Below are 20,592 nucleotides of genomic sequence, written 5' to 3'. Positions count from 1 at the left end.
CTGAGCCGCTCACCCGTACGGGCGGGCCGTCCGGGCGTCAGCCCGTGCTGTTCCACTCGTCCGGGGACCCGCCGTCGGCCAGCACGGTCGTCGAGTGCGCCGGCTTCGGGGAGTCCGTGTGCGCCGCCGCCGACACCGTGGCGGTCAGCGCGACGGCACAGCCGACGGTGGCGATCAGGAGCGCGGCCTTACGCGGGACCAGGGACTTCGGGAATGCCTTCATCAGGTGCCGTCGCCTTCGGGATCGTGCCCAGGAGCTGGGTCTCGGGTACCGGGGGGAGCCCGGTGAGGCCGTGTGCCTCGTTCTGCTTCGAGACTGCCGAGGGCCGATCTACACAGGATGGCGGCCCGATCACCGCCGCGCCCGCACGCCCGAGGACCGCTGATGATCCCCCGTATATCAGCCACCACCACCATTCATTCCAGGCGGAGACCGGCCCCGGCCTCGGCCCGATCGTCGGTGTGGTGATGTGAAGGGAAATCGGCATGGATGGTGGGCAGCCGGTGTCCGGCTTCGGCGAACTGCTCAGATACCGGCGCGAACGCGCCGGCATGACCCAGCAGTGCCTGGCCGATCACGCGACGCTGAGCGTGCGTGCGGTACGGGACATGGAGGCCGGCCGGGTCAGACGGCCCCGGCACGAGACCGTACGGCTGGTGGCCGACGCGCTGCGGCTCACCGGCCGCACACGCTCCGCCTTCGAGGCGGCGGCCCGCCGCCAGGCGCCCGCCGAGGAGCCCGCGGCCCCGCCCGCGCCGCGCACCGCGATCGTCGGGCGGGAACGGGAGACCGCGGCGCTCGCGCACTGCCTCACCGGGGACGGCGACCGGCTGGTGTCGGTCGTCGGCCTGGGCGGGGCGGGCAAGACCCGGCTCGCCCTGGAGGCGGCCTGGCGGCTGCACCGCTCGGAGCGCTGGCCGGTGCACTGGGTGTCCTGCGCCGGCAGGTCCGCCCCGGCCGCGCTCACCGGCGCCGGTCTCGCGGAGGCCACCGGCGACCGGCCCGCGCTGCTGGTCCTCGACGGCGCCGACGACGGCCTCGACCACACCCTGCTGGACCGCGCCTTCCGCCGCAGCCCGGGCCTGCGGGTGCTGATCACCACCCGGTCGCCGCTGTCCCTCGACGGCGAACAGGTGGTCCCGCTGGCGCCGTTGGACACCCCCGGCCCGCACACGGCACCCCGGGACCTGGCGGAGGCCCCGGCCGTCCGGCTGATGCTGGCCCACATGCGGCGGCTCCGCCCCGGCCTCACCCTGGAGCACGCCGACACCCTGGCCATCGCCGGACTCTGCGCCTACCTGGACGGACTGCCCCGCGCCCTGGAGTACGCGGCCGGCTGGACGCTCCTCGAATCCCCGGCCCGGCTGACCGAACGGCTGGCCGCCGCCCCCTTCGGGCTCGCCGCCCCACCGGTGACGCACTGCGAACGGGGAGACGTGCGCGAGGCACTGGACGAGGCCCTGCGCTCACTCACCCCCGACCAACTGGCCTTCGTACGGCTGCTGTCCGACTCGGCGGCCGACTGGTCCCTCGCGGAGGTCACCGAGGCGGCCGGCCGCGACGCACAGCACTGCCACCAGTCCGTGCACGAACTGCTCTCCCGCGGCCTGCTCCGGCTGACCCCGGACCGGCACGGCGCCAGGTTCGCCGTACTCAACCTCGTCCGCACGGTCTGCCGCGAGCGGTACGGCACCCCGGGGCTGGCCCCGGTGCCCGGCGAGCCCCTGGCCCGCACACCGTTCCCGGCGGCGCTGGTCTCCTGACCCGCCACGAGCCCCCCGCACCCCGCCGCTCACCGCTCCGCCGTTCCCCCCACCTCCCCATCCCTACTGAACCAACTAGGAATCCCCGTGGAACTGGGCAAGGCCGGGCGCGTCGGCCTGGACGTCGTCGTCTCGACCATGGCGTCGGACGCGCACACATGGAATCTGGTCTTCCTGCAACTGCTGCTGGAGGAACTCGGCCACCACGTCACCAACCTCGGCGCCTGCGTCCCGGACGCCGACCTCATCGCCGAATGCCGTCGGCTGGCCCCCGACCTGATCGTCCTCAGCAGCGTCAACGGACACGGGTTCATCGACGCCCGGCGGGTCATCCCCGGACTCCGCGCCTGTCCCGAACTGCTGCGCACCCAGGTGGTGATCGGCGGCAAGCTCGGCATCACCGGCGCCGACGACGGAACCGTCGCGCGGACCCTGCGGGCGGCCGGCTTCGACAAGGTCTTCGAGGAGAGCGCCTCCGCCGACGAACTGCGCTCGTTCGTCCGGACGCTGTCCCGGGCGGTGCCGGTATGACGGCCGGACCGGCCTCACCGCTGGTGCCGTTCGGGCGCTTCGTGACCCAGGCCCGCGCCCGGGGCCACCTCGTGGTGCAGCCGCGGATGGGCATGAGCCGCCCCGACCGGATGCGGGACGGACTGCGGGCCACCCGCGGCGCCGCCGCCACCACGGTCGGCACCATCACCGTCGACAGCTACACCCGGACCGGCGACGCCGTGGCCGCCCGGCGGGCCGTCGCCCAGGGCGTGGCGCTCAACGGCTACCCGATCACCACCTACGACCCGGCCGTCACCCGCCAGGTGCTGCGGGGCGTCGCGGACGACGCGTTCCCGGTGCAGGTCCGGCACGGCTCGGCCCGCCCCGAGAGGATCGTCACCGCGCTGCTCGCGGCCGGCCTCGACGCCACCGAGGGCGGTCCCGTCTCGTACTGCCTGCCCTACAGCCGGGTCCCGCTCAACGTGGCCGTCACCGGCTGGGAGCGGAGCTGCGCCCTGCTGGCCGAGGCCCAGCAGGCCGGCGCGCGGCCTCATCTGGAGACGTTCGGCGGCTGCATGATGGGCCAGCTCTGCCCGCCCGGCCTGCTGATCGCGCTCAGCGTGCTGGAAGCCCTCTTCTTCCGGCAGCACGGGCTGCGCAGCGTCTCCCTCAGCTACGCCCAGCAGGCCAACACCGGCCAGGACGAGGAGTCGGTCACCGCGCTGTCCCGGCTCGCCGCCGAACTGCTGCCGGACATCGAATGGCACATCGTCGTCTACGCGCACATGGGGATGTACCCGCTGACCCCCCAGGGGGCGCGGCTGCTGCTGCGCGAGGCCGCCCGGCTGGCGGTCCGCACCGGAGCCGCCCGGCTGATCGTGAAGACGACCGCCGAGGCGCACCGCATCCCCACCGTCGCGGAGAACGTGCGCGCGCTGGAGACGGCCGCCGGGGCCGCCGCCGCGGAGTCGGCCGCGCCGAGGGCCGCCGACCCCTCGGACACCGGGATCCACGCGGAGGCGCGAGCCCTGGTCCACGCCGTCCTCGACCTCGACCGGGACATCGGCCGCGCCCTGGTGACCGCCTTCGCCCGCGGCTACCTCGACGTGCCGTTCTGTCTCCACCCCGACAACGCGGGCCGCGCCCGCAGCGGCCTGGACGCCGACGGCCGCCTGTACTGGTCCGCCGCCGGAGCGATGCCGCTGCCCGACCGGCCCGACCGGGGCCGGTCCCCGATCCTCGGCTCGGACGGCCTGATGGCCGCCCTGTCGTACGTACAGCGGACCTTCGACCGGCGCGCCCGGGCCGAGACCGCCCGGCGCCCGTCCCGCCCCGTCCACGCCGACACCACCGACAGATGGGATCAGCAGCCATGAACCACGCCACGCCCGGCCCCCGGGCGCACCTCACCTCCCCGGCGACGCGGAGCACCCTGCGCATCCAGAACCGGCTGATCGCGGCCGCCCGCGAGTACCTGACGTCGGCCGGGTTCACCGAGATGCTGCCGCCGGTCATCGGGCCGGTCACCGACCCGGGCAGCCGCGGCTCCAAGCAGGTGGACATCGACTTCTACGGCCACCGCTACAAGCTCATGACCAGCGCCATCCTCTACAAACAGGCCTCCCTGCTGGCCTTCGACAAGATCTTCTGCATCGCCCCCAACGTCCGCCTGGAGCCGCTGGAGACCACCGACACGGACCGCCACCTCGCGGAGTTCCACCAGCTGGACGTGGAGATGGCCGGCGCGGACCGGGAGCGGATCACCGGGCTCCTGGAGGAGCTCGTCGTCCACATGGTCCGCACCACCCGCGACGCGCTGCCCGTCGACTTCGAACTCCTCGGCCGCGACGTCGACGCCTTCACCGAGCTGCTGCGCGGCTCCTTCGGCCGGCTCACGCACGCCGAGGCGGTCGCCGAACTGCGGGCCGTGGGACACGACCAGAACCCGGACGCCGAGATCGACTGGGCGGGCGAGGCGCTGCTCTCGTCCAAGGCCGCCCGCCCGTTCCTCGTCACCGACTACCCGAAGGGATCCCGCGGCTTCTACGACCGAGAGTCGCGCACCGAGCCCGGCGTGCTGCGCAACTTCGACCTCATCGCCCCCGAGGGCTACGGCGAGCTGTGCAGCGGGAGCGAGCGGACCAACGACTACGCCCAGATCGTCACCCGCATGCGGGAGACCGGCGAGAACCCGCAGAAGTACCGCTGGTACCTCGACCTGGTGCGCGAGGGCGTCCCCGCCAGCGCGGGCTTCGGCATCGGCGTCGAACGCCTGACCCGGTACGTCGCCGGACGGGACGCGGTCTGGCAGGCCAACGCCTTCCCCAAGCTGCCCGGGGTGGTCTCGCCGTGAGCGCCCTCGCCCCCGCCTTCCCCGAGGACGAGGTCCGCCGCCGGGCCCGCTCGGGAGCGGCGGCCGCCTTCCCGGCCGCCGACGACTACGGGCGCGTCCTGTTCGGCGCCGCGGCGCCCACCGGCCCCGAGGACGGCCTGGACCGGATGCGTCTGGTCCCGCCCGTCTTCATGGAGGAGCGGCTGAAGAAGCTGATCGAACTGGGCCGCGAGCCGATGTACGACGACGTCGAACTCGCCACCTGTATCGGCGGGTTCACCTCCGCGCTGCCCGTGTACGTGTCGGCGCTCGGCTCCACCCGGGCCGCCGGCGGCGACCCCGGCCTGGCGCTCGGCCGCCAGGCCGGCCGGCTCGGCCTGCCCATGGTCATCGGCGAGAACGTGGTCCCGGTGCACGGCTACGGCCGCCTCGACGACCCGGCCGGCGACGGCACGGCCACCCTCCTCGGCCGGCTGCGCGCCTACACCGGTGAACTGCCCGACGGGCTCGGTGGAGTAGCCGTGCAGCAGAGCACCGAGGACGCCGACGCCGAGGTCTGGAATCTCGTCTACAGCGACCCCGCCGCACGGCCCCTGCTGGACTCCGGACGGCTCGCCTTCGAGCTCAAGACGGGACAGGGCGCCAAACCCGGCCTCGGCGGCATGACCGTCCTCGACACCGCGACGGCCGCCCGGTTCGGCGACCGCTACGGCCTGGACACGGCCGCCCTCGGCGAGCGGCACGTGCTGCGCTCCAGCAGCCCCGGCACGTTCACGGCGGAGATCCTGCGCCAGCAGATCCGGCTGATGCGCAACAACTTCCCCCGGGCCCGGGTCTGGGTCAAGCTGCACCCCGGCCGCGACGTCGCCGAGGCGGCGCGGGTGGCGGTGGCCGCGGGCGCCGACGCGGTGACGGTGGACGGCGCCGAGGGCGGCACCGGCTGGGCGCCCCTCGCCTTCACCGGCCGGGTCGGGCTGCCGCTCGCCGCCTGTCTGCGCCGGCTGGCCGACGGTCCGCCGCCCTGCCTGCTGGTGTCGGGCCGGATGTGGGAGGGCGTCCGCGCCGTCAAGAGCCTCGCGCTCGGCGCGCGCGCCGTCGGGCTGGGCCGGGCCGCGCTGGTGTCCGTCGCGGAGGACCCGGACCAGGGGCTGATCCGTTTCACGGAATGCCTCGCCATGGAAATGCGGCTGCTGATCAGCGCCTTGGGGAAATACGCCCCGGACGCGCTCGACCAGCAGGACGTCTGGTTCCCGGACGGCAATTGACCGGCCCTGGAAAGTGCCTTTCTTCTTCCTCTCCAACTGCCCGTCCACCGGGTGAGCGCGGCCTAGCGTTGAGCGCGTCGCCAATTCCGCGGGCTTTTCCATCATCGGGGTGAACCCATGTCCTCAGACGGCATTCCCTTCGCATTCGAGGCGGTCGTGCGCCGCCATTCCGGCCGGCCCGCCGTGCGCTGCGCGGGCCGGACCCTCAGCTACGCGGAACTCGACGGGCTGACCGGCTCCCTGGCGGCGGACATCGCCCCGGGCCAGGTCGTCGCGGTCTCTGGCCGGGACCGTCTCGACCACGTGGTCGGACTCCTCGCCGTGCTGCGGGCCGGCGGGATCCACCTCCCGGTCGACGCCGACGCCCCGGCCGAGCGCACCGAGTTCCTCGTCCGCGACGCCGGGGCGACGGCCTTCCTCACCCACGGCGAACTCACCGGCGAACCCACCGGCGAACCCGCCGGCCGACTCGCCCACGGCGACCCGGCCGGCGGCTCCGGCTACCTCGTCCACACCTCCGGCACCACCGGCCGCCCCAAGGGCGTCCACGTCGCCGCGTCCGTGCTGGCGCGGCACATCGAGGCCGCCACCGCCCGGTTCGGCATCACCCACCGGGACGTCGTCCTGCACATGGCGCGGCCCTCCGTCGACGTGGCCGTCGAGCAGGTCCTCACCACCCTGACGAGCGGCGCCTGCCTGGTCGTACCGGAGCGGGGCCTGCTGGCGGCCGGGGAGCTGCTGGACCTGCTGGCGGCCGAGGAGGTCACCGTCGCCAACCTGTCCGCCGGCTACTTCCAGGAGGTCGTCGCCGCGCTGCGGGCCGGTGCCCGCGTCCCCGCCTCGCTGCGGCTGATGATCTCCGGCAGCGACCGGCTCTACCCGGAGACCGCGGCCGCCTGGACCGAACTCACCGGCGTCCCGCTGCTGAACGCGTACGGCCCCACCGAGACCACGGTCACCGCCACCGTCCAGGACGTCCGCGAGACGGCGGACCCGGCCGGCGGCGGCAGCGGGGTCCCGATCGGCGACGCGCTCGGCGACCGCGTCCTGCACGTGCTGGACGACGCCCTGCGCCCGGTGCCCGACGGCACCCCGGGCGAACTCCACATCGGCGGCCCGCTGCTGGCCTCCGGCTACTGGGGCCGGTCCGCGGCGACCGCCGAACGCTTCGTCGCCGACCCGTTCTCGGCCGTGCCGGGCGCCCGCATGTACCGCACGGGCGACCTGGTGCGCCGGACCCGGGGCGCCCTGGAGTTCGTCGGGCGCACCGACCACCAGGTGAAGATCCGCGGCTTCCGCGTCGAGCCCGGCGAGGTCGAACAGGCGCTGGCCGCCCACCCGTCGGTCGCCGCCTGCGTGGTGACCGCCCACGAGGGACGGCTCGTCGCCCACGCCACCACCGCCGGGTCGGTGCCGCCGGAGTACCACGAGATCCGCGCGTTCCTCGCGGACCGGCTGCCCGACCACATGGTGCCCGCCTCCCTCACCGTCCTGGACGCCTTCCCGCTGACCGCGGGCGGCAAGATCGACCGGACCGCCCTGCCGGACCCCGCCGCCGGGAGCACGGCCGCGCGGGACGGGTACGTCGCCCCGCGCACCGAGGCCGAACGGCTCCTCGCCGGGGTCTGGTCCGACGTGCTGGGCGTGCCCGAGGTCGGTGTCCACGACAACTTCTTCCACCTCGGCGGCGACTCGCTGACCGCGGTACGCGTCGTCGGCCGCGTCGCGGACGTCTTCGGCGTGGTCTCCCCGTACGCGATCTTCGAGGCCCCCACGCTCGCCGAGTTCGCCGCCGTCGCCACCGCCCCCGAGGGCGAGCGGCTCCCGGCCCTGACCCGGTCGGGCCGCACCGAGGCCCCCCTGTCGGCGTACCAGCGCGGCCTGTGGTTCCTCGACCAGTGGAACCCCGGCTCGGCCACCTACAACGTGCCCTGGGTGTTCCGCTTCGCCGCCGACCCCGACCTCGGCCTGCTGCGCCGGGCGCTGGAGACCGTGGCGGCCCGGCACGAGAGCCTGCGCACCTGCTTCGTCCTCGGCGACAGCGGCCCCCGCCAGGTCGTCCGGGAACACGTCGCCGTGCCGTTCACCGTCACCGAGGCGCCCCCCGGGCGGACCGGCGAACTCATCGCGGCGGCCGCCGTCGAGCCGTTCGACCTGGAGACCGGACCGCTGCTGCGCGCCCACGCCCTGCGGGTGCCGGACGGCGGGACCGTGCTCGTCCTGGTCCTGCACCACATCGTCTGGGACGAGGGCTCGCTGCCGGTCCTGGAGACCGAACTGAAGGAGGTCTACGAGGCGTTGCGCGCCGGGCGCCCGCACCGGCTGGCCGGACTCGACGCGCAGTACGCCGACTACAGCGCCTGGCAGTACGACGACGCCGTGGCCGCCGCCACCGACGCCCAGCTCGCCTACTGGGCCGAGCGGTTGGCGGACGCGCCGCGGACCGAGGCGCTGCCCACCGACCGGCCCCGCCCCGAACTCCAGGCGTTCCGCGGCGCCCACCACGGTTTCACGATGCCCGAGCCGGTCGCACGGGCGGTGCGCGCCCTGGCCCGCGAGGAGGACGCCACCCCGTTCATGGTGCTGCTCGCCGCGCTGGCGACCACGCTGCACCGGCGCTCCGGGGAGCAGGACATGGTCATCGGCTCGCCGGTGAACGTGCGCGGCCGGGCCGGCGCGGCCGGGCTGATCGGCTACTTCGTCAACCTGCTCCCGCTGCGGCTGCGGGTCGACCCCGACCTGTCGTTCCGCGACCTCGTACGCCACGTCCGGGACGTCTCGGTGGGCGCCTACCGCAACCAGGACGCCTCCTTCGACGCGATCGTCGACCGGGTCGTCACCGAGCCGCCCCGGGACCGCAACCCGCTCTGCCAGGTCCTGCTCGAACTGCACCCGCTGGACACCCGGCCGCTCACGGTCGACGGCATCTCCGTCACCCGCGAACTGCACATGCAGGGGGTCTCCCGGTTCGACCTGTCGGTCTCCGTCGACGACCTCGGCACCGGATTCACCGGCCGGTTCGAGTACGACAGCGACCTGTTCGACGCACGGACCATGGCGGACCTGTGCGACAGCTGGCTCGGCGCGCTGGCCGCGGCCGTCGCCGCCCCCGCGCACACCCTGTTCGAGGCGGCCGCCGCCCGGACCCCGGACGCCACCGCGCTGATCGCGGGCGACGAGGAAGTCGGCTACGGGCAGCTCAACGCACGCGCCAACCGGCTGGCCCACCACCTCGCCGCACGGGGTGCCGGGCGCGGGACGGTCGTCGCGGTGCTCGTCGAGCGCGGCCCCGACCTCGTGGTCGCCCTGCTCGCGGCGCTGAAGACCGGCGCCGCATACACCCTGCTCGACCCCGAGTTCCCGGCCGAACGGCTCGCCGGGGCGACCGCCGACAGCGGCGCCGGACACCTCGTCACCCACCGCGGCCAGGAGGTTCCCTTCGCCTGGCAGGGCGTGCACATCGACCTGGACGCCGCCGCCGGGGAGCTGGCCCGCATGCCGGAGCACGACCCGGGGCTCGCCGTCACCGGCGACGACCTGGCCTGCGTGATGTTCACCTCCGGCTCCACCGGCCGCCCCAAGGGCGTCGCCGTCCCGCACCGCGCGCTGACCGGCACCTACGCGGGCCAGGACTACGCCCGGTTCGGCCCGGACGAGGTCTGGCTCCAGTGCTCCCCGGTCTCCTGGGACGCCTTCGCGCTGGAGCTGTACGGCGCCCTGATGTTCGGCGGCACCTGCGTCCTCCAGCCCGGGCAGCGGCCCGACCCGGAGACCGTCGCCGAGCTCACCCGCCGCCACGGCGTCACCCAGCTCCAGCTGTCCGCCAGCCTGTTCAACTTCCTCCTGGAGGAGTTCCCGGACACGTTCGCCGGGCTGAGCACCGCCTTCACCGCCGGCGAGCGGGCCTCGGTGACCCATGTCGCCAAGGCGCTGGAGATGTTCCCCGGCCTCCGGGTCGCCAACGGCTACGGCCCCGTCGAGAGCCTCGGCCTCACCACCTGCCACACCGTCGTGCCCGAGGACGTCACGACCGCCTCCATCCCGATCGGCCGTCCGCTGTACGGCAAGGACGTCCTCGTCCTCGACGAGACCCTGCGGCCCGTCGAACCCGGCGTCACCGGCGAGCTGTACACGTCCGGCCGCGGCCTCGCCCTCGGCTACACGGGCCGGCCCGGCCTCACCGCCACCCGCTTCGTCGCCGATCCCGGCGGCGGATACGGGGCGCGGCTGTACCGGACCGGTGACCTCGGGCGCCGTACGGCGGACGGCACACTGGAGATCACCGGCCGGGCCGACGACCAGATCAAGATCAGGGGCTTCCGGGTCGAACCGGGCGAGATCGAGGACCTCCTCACCCGGCACCCGGGGGTGCGGGAGGCCGCCGTCACCGTGTACGAGCCCGCCCCCGGCGACCGGCGGCTCGCCGCCTACGTCACGGCCGCCACCGACGGCTCCGCGCCGGCCGCCCCCGAGGCCCTCCTGCGCCACCTGTCCGGACGGCTCCCGGAGTACATGGTCCCCGCCACCCTCGACGTCCTGGCCGCGCTGCCCCTGAACGCCAACGGCAAGGTCGACCGCCGCGCCCTGCCGGCCCCGGCGGCCACCGGGGCCGCGGACGGCGTGCTGGTCGGCAGGGAGCGCCTGGTGGCCGACGTGATGCGGGAGATCCTCGGCCTGGCCGAGGTGGGCCGCCACGACAGCTTCTTCCGGATCGGCGGCAACTCCCTGTCCGCCGTACGCGTCGCGATGCGGCTGTCCCGGGAGACCGGCACCCGTGTCCCGCCGCACCTGGTGTTCCGGGCCAGGACCGTGAGCGCGATCGCCGAACTGCTGCCGGCCTGAGCGCCACCCGCGCCCCGCGCACCCCGGCCGTCGTCACGGCCCCCGGCGCCGCCGTCGGACGCCCGACGGGTCGGCACCCCGCTCTCGACAAGGAAGGCAGAAGGACAGTGAGTTCGCCCACCGACACGGCTCCGCCGCCGGCCCCCGTCCCGCCGGCTCCCGCCCCTGCGGGGACCGCCCCGGCCCCCGCCAGGACCGCACCCCTCTCCGGCCTCCAGCGCGGACTGTGGTTCCTGGACCGCTGGCACCCCGGGACCGCCACCTACAACACCCCCTGGGTCTTCGAGTTCACCGGCCCCCTCGACACCGCGCTCCTGGAGCGCGCCCTCAACACCGTCGTCGCCCGCCACGAGGCGCTGCGCACCACCTTCGCCCTGGGCCCCGACGGCCCCCGCCAACTCGTCCACCCCGGCCTGGAGATCCCGCTGGCCGTCATCGACCTGCGGGAGCTGCCCGCAGGCGAACGGGAACGGCAGGCCGCGCAGCGGCTCGCCGCCGAGGCGTCCGCGCCCTTCGACCTCGCCGCCGGACCGCTGCTGCGGGCCACGGCCCTGCTGCGGTCGGACACCGCGACCACCGTCGTCCTCGTCGTCCACCACATCGTCTGGGACGGCTGGTCGGCCGACGTCTTCGAGACGGAGCTGGCGGAGACCTACACCGCCCTCACCGAACACCGCGCACCCCGGCTGCCCCGGCTGACCCTCCAGTACGCCGACCACGCGGCCGGGGAGGCGGACCGCTCCTTCGAGGACCACCTGTCCTACTGGAAGGACCGGCTGGACGGCGCCCCCGGCCTGCTGGAGCTGCCCGCCGACCGGCCGCGCCCCGCGGAGCGCGGACACCTCGGCCGCACCGAGCCCTTCGACCTGCCGGCCGGCACCGCGGCCCGGGTCCGCGCCCTGGCCGAGAGCGAGGGGGTGACGCCGTTCATCGTGCAACTGGCCGCCTTCGCCCTCCTGGTGAACCGCCACACCGGCGCCGAGGACATGGTGATCGGCACCCCGGTCACCACCCGCGACCGGCCCGAACTGGAGAACCTGGTCGGCTACTTCGTCAACCTGCTGCCGCTGCGGATCCGGCTCGGCGCCCGCACCACCTTCCGCGAACTCCTCGCCCACGTCTCGGACGTCGCCTTCGAGGCCTACGGCTATCTGGACGTGCCCTTCGACACCATCGTCGACCAGCTCGCCCCGGACCGCTCCGCCGCCCACCCGCCGCTCGTCCAGGTCGTCTTCGGCTCGCACACCGAGAACCGCGCGCCGCTGGCCTTCGGGCCCGCCTCGGCCGACCGGCGGGTGCACTCCAACGGCACCAGCAAGTTCGACCTGACCTGGTCCGTCTACGACGACGGCGAACTGCGCGGCGAGGTCGAGTTCAGCTCCGGCCTCTTCGACACCGCGACGGTGCGCCGGATGACCGACGACTGGCGGGCCCTGCTCACCGCCGCCCTCGACGACACCGGCCGCACCGTGCGCGAACTGACCCGCGCCGCCGACCCGCGCCCGCCCGCCGCCGCGGAGCGCATACCCGAGGGCCGCGGTCTGCACCGGCTGTTCGAGGACGCCGCCGACGCGCACCCCGCCCGTACGGCCCTCACCTTCGGCAACCGGTCCCTGACCTACACCGAGCTGGACGAGCGGGCCAACCGGCTGGCCCACGCGCTGATCGCCCGCGGTGTCCGCCCCGGCGACCGGGTCGGCCTGCTCCTCGACCGCACGCACGAGATCCCGGTCTCGGTGCTCGGTGTGCTGAAGGCCGGCGCGGCCTACGTGCCGGTGGACCTGACCGCCCCCGCCGACCGGGCCGCGATGGTCTTCGGGGACACCGGGGTCCGGGCCGTCGTCACCGACCGCCCCGACCGCGTCCCGGACGGCCCCTGGCAGCTGCTCGAACCGGCCCTCGGGGAAACGGAGCCGGCCGGCCTCCCGGCCACCCGGCCCGCCCTCGAGGTCCGGCCCTCGGACACCGCGTACATCATCTTCACCTCGGGCTCCACCGGCCGCCCCAAGGGCGTCGCGGTCGCCCACGAACACGTCAGCCGCCTGATGGACGCCGGCGCCCGGCACTTCGCCTTCGGCCCCGGCGAGGTGTGGACCCTCTTCCACAGCTACGCCTTCGACTGGACCGTCTGGGAGCTGTGGGGCGCCCTGCTGCACGGCGGACGGCTGGTCGTGGTGCCGTACCTGACCAGCCGCTCGCCCGAGGAGTTCGCCGAACTGCTCGCCACCGAGGGCGTCTCGTTCCTGTGCCTGACCCCCTCCGCGCTCCGCCAGCTCGAACTCGCCCTGCGGCAACGGCCGCGCGCCCTGCCCGCGCTGAAACAGATCATGCTCGGCGGCGAGGCGCTCGACCCCGCCGTGGTGCGGCGCTGGAACGCCCTCGACCCGCTGCCCCCGGCCCGCCTGTGCAACCTGTACGGGATCACCGAGACCACCGTCCACGTCACCACCCACGACCTCGGCCCCGACACCGGCGACTTCGACCGCAGCCTGATCGGCACACCGATGCCGCACCTCGGCGCGACGGTCCTCGACGACTGGCTGCGGCCCTGCCCGGTGGGCGTCCCCGGCGAGCTGTACATCGGCGGCGGCAGCCTCGCCCACGGCTACTGGGACCGGCCCGGCCTCACCTCCGGGCGCTTCGTCGCCGACCCCTACGCCACCGCCCCCGGGGCCCGCATGTACCGCACCGGGGACGTGGCCAGGCGGCTGCCCGACGGCGGACTGGAATACCTGGGGCGCGCCGACTTCCAGGTCAAGCTGCGCGGGTTCCGCATCGAACTCGGCGAGATCGAGAACGCGCTGGGCGCCCACCCCGACGTCGACACCTGCGTGGTCACCGTCCACCAGCAGCGGCTCGCGGCCTACGTCACCGGCCGCGAACCGGCCGGGATGCGCGAGTTCCTGGCCCGCTCACTGCCCGACTACATGATCCCGGCGACCGTCACGGTCCTGGACGCCCTGCCGCTGACCGTCAACGGCAAGGTCGACCGCCGCGCCCTGCCCGACCCGAGCCCGCACGGCACCGCGCCCACCGGCGGCACGGCCGGACACGTGGCACCCCGCAACGACACCGAACGCGACTTCGCCGACGTCTGGTCACGGGTCCTGGGCGTCACCGGCATCGGCGCGCACGACGACTTCTTCCACCTCGGCGGCGACTCGATCCGCGCCGTCCAGCTCTCCGGGGAACTGCACGAGGCCGGCTGGGCGGTCACCCTGCGGGACATCTTCAACGCCCCGACCATCGCCGCCCTGGCGCCGCTGGCCCGCCCGGTGGCCGGCGCGGACACCGCCGACGGCCCCTTCTCACTGGTCGACGCCGAGACCCGCGCCGAACTCCCGGCCGGCCTCGTGGACGCCTACCCGATGGTGTCGATGCAGCTCAGCATGGTCTTCCACATGGAGATCGCCGGATCGACCGACAGCTACCACAACGTCAACAGCTACCGGATCGGCGCACCGCTCGACGAGACGGCGTTCCGCCGGGCCGTGACCGAGGCGATGACCCGCCACCCCGTCCTGCGGACCGGCCTGGACATCTCCGGCTACGCCGAACCCCTCCAGCTCGTGCACGGCGAACTGGCACCGCCCGTCACCTTCGACGACCTGCGGCCGCTGACCGCGCCCGAGCGGGACGCGGCGGTCACCGAGGTCTTCGAGCGGCACCGCCGCACCCCCTTCGACCTGATGGCACCGCCGCTGTTCCGGATCACCGTGCAGCGGCTGGCCGACACCTCCTTCCAGCTCACCGTCTCCGAGCACCACGCCATCCTCGACGGCTGGAGCTTCACCTCGCTCCTCGCCGAACTCCTGGCACGCCACGCCGAGCTGTCCGCCGATCCGGACAGCGCCCCCGCCGCCCCGCCCGGCTCCCGCTACCGGGACTTCGTGGCCGTCGAACGGGAGGCCGCCGCCGACCCCGCGTCCCTGGCGTACTGGCGCGACAAGCTCGACGGCGTCAGTGGCGAGCTGTGGGACGGCGCCGGCGAGACCCATGAACTGGCCCGCACCGTCGAACGGGTGCTGCCCGAGGCCCCCGGCCGGCTGCGCCGGGTCGCCGACGCCACCGGCGTCCCCGTCAAGTCCGTGGCGCTCGCCGCCCATGTGCGCGCGCTGCGGCAGATCACCGGTCACCGCCGGATCACCACCGGCCTCGCCATGAACGGCCGCCTCGAACGGCGCGGCGGCACCGAGGTGTACGGGCTGTTCCTCAACACCGTCCCGCTGGTGGCCGGGGCGGACGGCGAGGACCGGGACGACCCGCTGGCGCTGGTGCGCGAGGTGCACCGCGAGGAACTGGACATGATGCCGCACCGCCGGGTCCCGATCGCCCGGCTGGCCCGGCTGATGACCGGCACCCGGCTGGACAGCCAGTTCGGCTTCCTGCGCTTCCACGCCCTCGGCGACCTCGGCGGCGCGCGGATCGAGGACGACCGGATCGGCTGCGAGCCCACCATGCGCCACGAACCCAACAGCTTCGCCTTCGGAGCCTCGCTGATCCAGGACCCCGTCTCCGACCGCGTCCTGCTCGCCGTGGACCACCAGCGGTCCGTGGTGCCCGACGCGCTCGCCGAGGCCTTCCTCGACGCCTACGAGACGGCCCTGCACGACATGGACGCGGCCCTGTGACCGGCCGCGCAGACCGAACAGAGAGCGAGACGAACCCCATGACCGACACCCACGGCCCCCGTCCGGCCGACCCGCTGACCCGGTTCCTGGCCGCCGCCGGCGCCACCCCCGCCCGCACCGCGGTCACGGCCGCCGACGGCCGCCTCAGCTACGCCGAACTCGACCGCCGCACCCTCGGGCTGGCGGCCGCCCTGCGCGCCCACGGCATCGGCCGCGGCGACCGGGTGGGCGTCCACCTGCGCCGCACCACCGACCTGCCGGTGGCGCTGCTCGCCGTGTGGCGGGCCGGCGCGGCCTACGTACCGCTCGACCCCGCCTACCCGGCGGAACGGCTCGCCTTCATGGCCCAGGACGCGGGCCTGGCCCTGCTGATCACCGCCGAGCCGGGCGCCGTCGAGCTGCCCGACGGGGTCCCGGCCCTCGGCCCCGACGCGACCGCCGACCCCGGCCCGGACACCCCGGTCACCGCGGCGGACGCGGCCTACGTCATCTACACCTCGGGCTCCACCGGCCGCCCCAAGGGCGTCCAGGCCACCCGCGGCGGCGTCGCCCGCCTGCTGGCCGGCCTGGAGGAACGCGGCATGTACCGGGCCGAGCCGGGCGTGGTCGGCTGGAGCGCGAGCGTCTCCTTCGACGCCTCCGTGCAGCAGTGGGCACGCGTCTGCCGGGGCGACACCCTCGTCGTGGTCGACGACACCACCCGCACCGACCCGGTCCGGCTGGCCGCCCTGCTCGACGAGCACGGCGTGACCGACCTGGACCTCACGCCCTCGCACTGGGAACTGCTGCGCGAGCCGCTGAAGGCCCGCCCGGTACGGCTGTTCATGGGCGGCGAGCCGGTGCCCCAGGCGACCTGGGACGAGATCACCGCCGCCGGAACCGACGTCCTCAACCTGTACGGCCCCACCGAGTGCACCGTCGACTCCACCGCCACCCGGATCGGCGGCCCCCGGCCGCACATCGGCGACGCCCTGCCCGCCGTCACCCTGCACCTGCTGGACCGGGAGCTGCGGCCGGTCGCCCCCGGCGCCACCGGCGAGCTCTACGTCGCCGGTCCCGCCGTCACCCACGGATACCTCGGCCGCCCGGGACTGACCGCCGAACGCTTCGTGGCCAGCCCCTTCGCCCCCGGCGCGCGGATGTACCGCACCGGCGACCTCGCCGCCCGCCGCCCGGACGGCACCCTGGAGTTCGCCGGCCGCGCCGACCGCCAGCTCAAACTGCGCGGCTTCCGCATCGAACCGGGCGAGATCGAGGGCGCCCTGACCCGCCACCCGGGGATCCGAGAGGCCGCCGTCAAGGTCCACGAGGCCGCCCCCGGGGACCAGCGCCTCATCGCCTACGTCACCGTCTTTGGCACCCCGGCCCCCGGCACCGACGACGTCCTGGCCCACGCCCGCACCCTGCTGCCCGCCCACATGGTCCCGGCCGCGGCCGTCGTCCTCGACGCGCTGCCGCTCACCCCCAACGGCAAGCTCGACCACGCGGCGCTGCCCGCCCCGGCGCCCGCCGCCGCGCCCCGGCCGCGGCCGGCCGGCCCGGCGGGGACCGGTCTGGCGGAACAGGTCGCCGACGTCTGGCGGACCGTCCTCGGCCGCGACGACATCCGGCCCGAGGACGACTTCCTCACCCTCGGCGGCCACTCGCTCGCCGCCCTGCGGGTCATCCACATCCTGCGCCGCAGCCTCGGCGCCGAACTCCAGCTGCGCCACCTGCTCGACGCCCGCGACCTCGCCGACTTCACCGAGGCGGTCCGCACGGCGGGCCGGGCCCCGGCGCCCCGGCGGCCGGCCCTCGTCGGCGGTGCGGCGGGTGCCCGGTGATCCCGGTGGTGCCCCCGCGGCCACGGATCGAGGGCGACTGGCTGCTGGTGCCCGCACCCCAGGACCACCGCCCCTACCGGCTGTTCTGCTTCCCGCACGCCGGCGGTGACGCCACCGCCTTCGCCCCGCTGGCCCAGGCGCTCGCCCCGGCCGCCGAGGTGTGGGCCCTGCGCATGCCGGCCCGCGGCGGACGCAGCCGCCACCCGATGCCCGCCACCTTCGACCTGCTGGTGCGGACTGTGACGGACGCCCTCCTCCCGCACCTGACCGGCCGCTTCGGGTTCTACGGACAGAGCTTCGGGTCCCTGCTGGCCTACGAGGTGGCACGCGCCCTGCCCGCCGGGCGCCGCCCGGAGTCGGTGATCGCCGCCTCGGCCTCCGCGCCCGGCACCTGGTCCGCCCCGACCCCGCCGCAGTACGGAGCCGAGGACCTGCTGCGCACCTGCGGCATGGGCGAACTCGTCGCCTCGGAGCCGGAGCTGAGGGAGCTGGCACTGCGGGCCATCCGCGCCGACCTCACGGTGCGCGACACCTACCGGTACCGGCCCGCCCCGCTGCTCGACACCGCACTGCACGCCGTCGCCGGCGACGCCGACCCGCTGCTCGACGCCACCCTCCTCGCGGGCTGGGCCGAGCACACCTCGGGCGCCTTCGGCCTGACGGTGGTCCCCGGCGGCCACCTGCTGGCGACCGTACAACGGCCCGGACCCGTGGGCCTGCTGACCTCGATCGTCGGGCACCGGCCCGATCCGACCCCCAGGGAGCCCCGATGGCCACGAGCACAGCCCCTCGTCCACTGACCTCCGCACCCGCGCCGGTCACCGCCGTCGACCTGAGCGACCCCGAGCTGTGGACCCGCCCCGACCTGCCCGCCGTCGTCGACCGGCTGCGTCAGGCGGGCCCCGTCCAGCGCACCGAGACCGCCGACGACGGGCCGGTCTGGTCCGTGCTCTCCTACGACCTTGCCGTCGAGGTCCTCAAGGACGCGGCCACCTACAGCTCGGAGGGCGGCTCGCTGCTCGGGGCCGGCGCCGGGAACACCCCGGTCGGCGCGGGACGCATGATGGCCCTCACCGACCCGCCCCGGCACCGCGAACTCCGGGCGCCCGCGACCCCGTTCCTCTCGCCCGGCGGAGCCCGCGGGGCGGCCCCCGGCATCACCGAACTGTCCCGCCGTATCGTCACCGACGCCGTGCGACGGGGCGAGGTCGACCTCGTCGACGTCGTCTCCCCGCTGCCCCTGACCGTGATGTGCGACCTGCTCGACGTCCCGGACCAGGACCGCGAGATGGTCGTCCAGGTCTGCGACGACGCCTTCCTCGGCCGCACCGCGCAGGAGCGCAGGGCCGGTCACCAGCGGCTCATCCCGTACCTCATGCACCAGGTGATGAAACGGCGGGCCGACCCCCGCGACGACCTCATCAGCATGATGGCCGGCTACCGCATCGCCGGCCGGCTGCTGCCCGTCGAGGACGTGGTCCTCAACCTGGACAACATCGTCGTCGGCGGCGTCCAGACCGTCCGCCACACCGCCGTGATGGGCCTGCTCGCGCTGGTCCGCCACCCCGAGCTGTGGGACCGGCTGCAGAGCGGCGAGGCGGACATGGGGCCGGCCCTCGACGAACTGCTGCGCTGGACCTCGGTGGGACTGCACACCCTGCGCACCGCCACCAGGGACACCGTGCTCGGCGGCCACGACATCCGGCGCGGCGAGCGCGTCGTCGTCTGGACCTGGGCGGCCAACCACGACCCGGCCGTCTTCGACCGCCCGCACGACATCGTGCTCGACCGCAGCCCCAACCGCCATGTGGCGCTCGGCCTCGGCGCGCACTACTGCATCGGCGCCCCGCTCGCCCGGACGGAGCTGACCGCGCTCTTCACCGCCCTGCTGGAGCACGTCGAGAGGATCGAGCCGGCCGGTCCCGTCCGGTACAACCGCTCGATCATCAACTTCGGCCTGGACCACTTCCCGGTGCGCCTGCCCGCCCGCTGAACTTCCGCTCTCCTGCCGGAATTCCTGCCTGTCGGCCGTACCGGGCGCCGATAACTTCGAAAAACCGGACGGCGATCAGAAATCCCGGCCCCGGCCCCCCGGCCCCCGGAATCCCGGAGCCCCGCGCGATTCCGCCCCGCTCACGACGGAGGAAGAACCATCATGACGAATCCCTTCGAGGACGAGAACGGCACCTACAAGGTGCTCGTCAACGACGAGAACCAGCACTCCCTGTGGCCCGCGTGGATCGACGTCCCGGCCGGCTGGACGGTCGCCCTGGGCGACGCCGACCGGCAGGCCTGCCTCGCCTGGATCGAGGAGAACTGGACCGACATCCGCCCGGCGAGCCTGCTCGCCTCCCTCGGCCGCTAGGAGGCCCCGCCGTGTCGACCGCACCGACCGCACCGCGCTGGGAGACCGCTCCCGGCCGTCCGGCCCTGACCCGGGTGACCGGCGTCCACGACATGGACGCGGCCGTCCGCTGGCTCCAGGACAACAGCCCGCACCTGCGGGCGGCCCTCGCCGAGCACGGCACGATCTTCCTCCGGGGCCTGCCGGTCACCGGCAGCGAGGACGTCGCCCGGGTCCGCGACGTGCTGCTGCCCGAGCCCACCCCCTACCGGGAGAAGGCCACCCCGCGCAGCGACTTCGGCCACGGGGTCTTCTCCTCGACCGACCTGCCCTCCCACCAGTCGATCCGCATGCACAACGAGAACAGCTACACGCTCACCTTCCCCGGGAAGCTCCTCTTCGCCTGCCTGACCGCCCCCGCCGAGGGCGGCGCCACCCCCGTCGTCGACTGCCGCAAGGTCCTGGCGAACCTGCCCGCCGCCCTCGTGGACCGGGTGCGCGCGAGCGGCTGGACCCTGACCCGCAACTACTCCGAATACGTCTCCCTGGACTGGCGCACGGCCTTCGCGACCGACGACCCGGCGAAGGTCGAGGAGTACTGCGCCGAGAACCTCGTCTCCTGGGAGTGGCGGGAGGACGGCCGGCTGCGCACCCGGCAGCTGCGCCCGGGCACCATCACCCACCCGGAGACCGGCGAGGAGGTCTGGTTCAACCACCTCGCGTTCTGGAACGAGTGGTCCCTCGACCCGGTGATCCGCGAGGCCCTGACCGACGAGTTCGGCCCCGACGGACTGCCCTTCAACACCGGCGTCGGCGACGCGGCCCCCCTCACCCGGGACGACGTGGAGGCCCTCAACGCCGTCTACGAGGCGGCCACCGTCCGCGAACCCTGGCAGCGCGGCGACGTGATGCTCGTCGACAACATCCTCGCCGCCCACGGCCGCGACCCGTTCAGCGGCGACCGCAGGATCGCCGTCGCCATGGGATCGCCGGTCGACGTCCTGGACTGCCGGCCCAGCGTGCCGCCCGCCGCGTTCCGCGCCGCACCCCTGCCCACCGCCTGACCACGCCCCCGTGGCCCGTGACGTAAGGACAGATC

General features: G+C 74.7%; 13 protein-coding genes. 12 read left to right on the top strand and 1 reads right to left on the bottom strand.

Annotation, left to right across the window (positions count from 1 at the left end; translation table 11 throughout):
• Window positions 1-37 precede the first annotated feature (37 nt).
• Entirely contained in the window at window positions 38-223 is a 186-nt protein-coding gene (locus ACZ619_RS06250) for a hypothetical protein (protein WP_469594804.1), read from the bottom strand.
• 263 nt (window positions 224-486) lie between these two features.
• Between ACZ619_RS06250 and ACZ619_RS06245 the strand changes: the two genes are divergently transcribed.
• The 12 genes from ACZ619_RS06245 (at window position 487) to ACZ619_RS06190 (ending at window position 20,557) form a co-directional block, all read left to right on the top strand.
• Window positions 487-1,764, top strand: coding sequence for a helix-turn-helix domain-containing protein (locus ACZ619_RS06245; RefSeq protein ID WP_469594801.1), 1,278 nt, complete (start codon window positions 487-489; stop codon window positions 1,762-1,764).
• 87 nt (window positions 1,765-1,851) lie between these two features.
• The gene (locus tag ACZ619_RS06240; RefSeq protein ID WP_469594798.1) at window positions 1,852-2,295 is read left to right on the top strand and encodes a cobalamin B12-binding domain-containing protein; all 444 of its coding nucleotides are present in this window, start codon (window positions 1,852-1,854) and stop codon (window positions 2,293-2,295) included.
• Window positions 2,292-3,632: a methylaspartate mutase gene (locus tag ACZ619_RS06235; RefSeq protein ID WP_469594796.1), complete on the top strand. Its 1,341-nt coding sequence runs from the start codon at window positions 2,292-2,294 to the stop codon at window positions 3,630-3,632. The genes ACZ619_RS06240 and ACZ619_RS06235 overlap by 4 nt, the downstream gene beginning before the upstream one ends.
• Complete coding sequence (locus ACZ619_RS06230) at window positions 3,629-4,609, top strand: asparagine synthetase A (protein ID WP_469594793.1); 981 nt, start codon at window positions 3,629-3,631, stop codon at window positions 4,607-4,609. The genes ACZ619_RS06235 and ACZ619_RS06230 overlap by 4 nt, the downstream gene beginning before the upstream one ends.
• Entirely contained in the window at window positions 4,606-5,853 is a 1,248-nt protein-coding gene (locus ACZ619_RS06225; RefSeq protein WP_469594791.1) for a glutamate synthase-related protein, read from the top strand. The genes ACZ619_RS06230 and ACZ619_RS06225 overlap by 4 nt, the downstream gene beginning before the upstream one ends.
• A 117-nt stretch (window positions 5,854-5,970) precedes the next feature.
• Window positions 5,971-10,695 (top strand): amino acid adenylation domain-containing protein, encoded by a 4,725-nt coding sequence (locus ACZ619_RS06220; RefSeq protein WP_469594789.1) that lies wholly within the window; start codon window positions 5,971-5,973, stop codon window positions 10,693-10,695.
• Window positions 10,696-10,802: 107 nt separating this feature from the next.
• Complete coding sequence (locus ACZ619_RS06215) at window positions 10,803-15,326, top strand: amino acid adenylation domain-containing protein (protein WP_469594787.1); 4,524 nt, start codon at window positions 10,803-10,805, stop codon at window positions 15,324-15,326.
• 38 nt (window positions 15,327-15,364) lie between these two features.
• Window positions 15,365-17,149 (top strand): non-ribosomal peptide synthetase, encoded by a 1,785-nt coding sequence (locus tag ACZ619_RS06210; protein ID WP_469594785.1) that lies wholly within the window; start codon window positions 15,365-15,367, stop codon window positions 17,147-17,149.
• Window positions 17,150-17,157: 8 nt separating this feature from the next.
• Window positions 17,158-17,949 (top strand): thioesterase II family protein, encoded by a 792-nt coding sequence (locus ACZ619_RS06205; RefSeq protein ID WP_469594782.1) that lies wholly within the window; start codon window positions 17,158-17,160, stop codon window positions 17,947-17,949.
• The gene (locus ACZ619_RS06200) at window positions 17,919-19,142 is read left to right on the top strand and encodes a cytochrome P450 (protein WP_469594780.1); all 1,224 of its coding nucleotides are present in this window, start codon (window positions 17,919-17,921) and stop codon (window positions 19,140-19,142) included. Before ACZ619_RS06205 ends, ACZ619_RS06200 begins: the two co-directional genes overlap by 31 nt.
• A 162-nt stretch (window positions 19,143-19,304) precedes the next feature.
• On the top strand, window positions 19,305-19,514 hold the full coding sequence (locus tag ACZ619_RS06195; RefSeq protein WP_469594777.1) for an MbtH family protein: 210 nt from the start codon (window positions 19,305-19,307) through the stop codon (window positions 19,512-19,514).
• An 11-nt stretch (window positions 19,515-19,525) separates the two neighbouring features.
• A complete protein-coding gene (locus ACZ619_RS06190; RefSeq protein WP_469594774.1) occupies window positions 19,526-20,557 on the top strand; it encodes a TauD/TfdA family dioxygenase in 1,032 nt (343 codons plus the stop codon).
• Window positions 20,558-20,592: the final 35 nt, after the last annotated feature.

The sequence above is a fragment of the Streptomyces sp. NPDC104367 genome, assembly GCF_055583825.1.
This window is presented reverse-complemented; position numbering and strand designations above follow the sequence as displayed.